The sequence below is a fragment of the Mesorhizobium sp. M1A.F.Ca.IN.020.06.1.1 genome, assembly GCF_004023265.1.
In the GTDB taxonomy this organism is placed as follows: Bacteria; Pseudomonadota; Alphaproteobacteria; order Rhizobiales; family Rhizobiaceae; genus Mesorhizobium.
This window is the reverse complement of sequence record NZ_RZSR01000812.1, coordinates 1-2,766: the sequence shown is the minus strand read 5'-3', so window position 1 is coordinate 2,766 and position 2,766 is coordinate 1. Positions and strand designations below refer to the sequence as shown.

2 protein-coding genes are annotated in these 2,766 nt (G+C 65.2%); both read left to right on the top strand.

What is annotated here, in order from left to right; all coding sequences use genetic code 11:
* A partial coding sequence (locus tag EOA60_RS27350; RefSeq protein WP_164899575.1) for a DUF4159 domain-containing protein occupies window positions 1-1,027 on the top strand: 1,027 nt, incomplete at its 5' end.
* Between the two features lie 3 nt (window positions 1,028-1,030).
* On the top strand, window positions 1,031-2,766 hold a 1,736-nt coding region (locus tag EOA60_RS27345; RefSeq protein WP_128312189.1), incomplete at its 3' end, for a hypothetical protein.

Sequence of the window (2,766 nt, the reverse complement as noted above, 5' to 3'; positions counted from 1 at the left end):
CGCCTCGAGCACATTCACGCCGCTTGCTCGGCCACAGGTCTCGCTGCCGGTGACGGCCATCCCTTACGCCTTCGACGAATCGGAGAACCTGAAAGGCCCGCTGGTCACATTGGCCCTCTTGCTGATGGTGCTCGACACGCTTGCCGTGTTCTGGATGGGTGGGCTATTTTCGCGCCGGCCGCGCCGCGCCGCGGCGACCGCTGCTGCCCTGCTGATCGTGTTCGGCGGGCTCTTCGGCCACGCCGATTTTGCCCGCGCCGATGATTCGAAGCCGGGCGATTCCCAGGCCATCGAGGACATTTCGAAAACTCGGATCGCCTATGTCATCACCGGCGAGCCGGGCGTCGATTCAATCAGCCGCGCCGGCCTCGAAGGCCTAACCCGCTTCCTGATCGAGAAGACCGCGCTGGAACCCGGTCCGCCGGCGGGCGTCGACATTTCCAAGGACGAACTGACCTTCTATCCGCTGATCTACTGGCCAATCGACGCCACCGCGCCGATGCCCAGCGAAGCCGCGATCGCCCGCATCGACGCCTATATGCAGCAGGGCGGCACGGTTCTCTTCGACACGCGCGACCAGTTCTCCAACGGCATCGGCGCCGGCTCGGCAAGCCCGGCCACCGAGCGGCTGCGCGATATTCTCGGCAATCTGAACGTGCCGCCGCTGGAGCCGGTGCCCTCGGACCATGTGCTGACGAAGTCCTTCTTCATCCTTCCCGAGTTTCCCGGCCGCTTCAACGGCAGTCCGCTCTGGGTCGAAGCCTCGCTCGATGCCAGCAATACCGAGAACCGTCCCGTGCGCACCGGCGACGGCGTCTCCCCGATCATGATCACCGGTAATGATTTCGCCGGCGCCTGGGCGGTCGACGAGAACGGCGATCCGATGCTGCCGACCGTGCCGCCGGATCCGATGCAGCGCGTCTACGCGCTGCGCGCCGGCGTCAACATCATGATGTACATGCTGACCGGCAACTACAAATCCGACCAGGTGCATGTGCCCGTCCTGCTCGAACGGCTGGGACAGTAGTTCATGAACTGGTCGATCTCCTTCGAGCCGCTCGTTTCCTGGCCGCTGTTCTGGGTCGTCATCGTGCCGCTCGCGCTGCTCGCGCTGGCTGGCCTGTGGTTCCGTCAGCGCGGCTCTGTCCTGCGCGTCATCGCCCTGCTGGCGCTGGGCGCGGCACTGCTCAATCCCGTTTTCCTCGATGAGGAACGCGAGGCATTGAAGAGCGTCGTCGCGGTCATCGTCGATCGCAGCCAGAGCCAGGACATCGGCGACCGCACCAAGCAAACCGACGAAGCGCTGACGGGCCTTCAGCAGCGCCTCGGCCGCTTCAAGCAATTCGACGTCCGCGTCGTCGAAGCCGGCAAATCCGAGGCCGCCGATGAGCGCACGGAAACCAGGCTGTTCGGCGCGCTGGAAAGCGCTTTCCGCGATGTGCCGCCCTCGCGCATCGGCGGCGCCATCATGATCACCGATGGCGAGGTGCATGACGCGCCGGCCGGCGCTCCAGAATTCAACGCGCCGCTCCATGCGCTGATCACCGGCAACGAGCACGAGAAGGACCGCCGCATCCGCTTCGAGAACGCGCCGCGGTTTGGCCTCGTCGGCAAGCCGCTCGACATGAGCTATCGGGTCCTTTCCACGGAAGGCCGGGGCGGCCCGGTCGACGTGCGGGTCTCGGTCAATGGCGAGCAGGTCTCTGTCGAGCATGCGACCATCGGTCAGCCGATGAAGCTTGAAGTCACCATTCCCAACGCGGGCCGCAACATCGTCCAGCTTTCGATCGACCACGAGCCGGGCGAGCTGACCGACACCAACAACCGCGCCATCGCGCTGGTCGACGGCATTCGCGATCATCTGCGCGTGCTTCTGGTCTCCGGCGAGCCGCATGCCGGCGAGCGCACCTGGCGCAACCTGTTGAAATCCGACGCTTCGGTCGACCTCGTCCACTTCACTATTCTGCGACCGCCGGAAAAGCAGGACGGCACGCCGATCAACGAGCTGTCGCTGATCGCCTTCCCGACGCGCGAGCTGTTCGTCGAGAAAATCAAGGATTTCGATCTGATCATCTTCGACCGCTATCAGCACCGCGACGTGCTGCCGATCCTGTATTACGACTACATCTCCGAATATGTCGAAAAGGGTGGCGCGCTGCTGATTGCCGCCGGCCCCGAATATGCCGGCGAAAGCTCCATCGCCCGAACGCCGCTGATGTCGGCCCTGCCCGCGATGCCGAGCGGCGAGGTCGTCGATAAGGCCTTCTATCCGCGTCTCACCGATCTCGGCCAGCGCCACCCGGTCACGCGCGGGCTCGACGGCTCCGCCGCCGATCCGCCGCGCTGGAGCCGCTGGTTCCGCACCATCGGCGTCAAGAATCCCGAGGGCGCGGTGGTGATGAAAGGGGCCGACGACCGCCCCCTGCTTGTGCTCGACCGCAAGGGCGAGGGCCGGGTCGGCATGCTGCTTTCCGATCAGGGCTGGCTGTGGGCGCGCGGCTTCGAAGGCGGTGGACCGCATGTCCAGCTCTATCGGCGCATCGCCCATTGGCTGATGAAGGAACCCGAACTTGAAGAAGAACGGCTGACCGCCGACGGCCGCGGCATGGTGCTGGAAATCCGCCGCCAGACGATGAGCGACGATCCCGGCCCCGCCCAGGTGATCACGCCTTCCGGCAAGACGATGACGGTCAAGCTGGAAAAAGCCGAACCAGGGATTTTCACGGGCAGCCTGCAGACCAGCGAGATCGGCCTCTATCAGGTCGG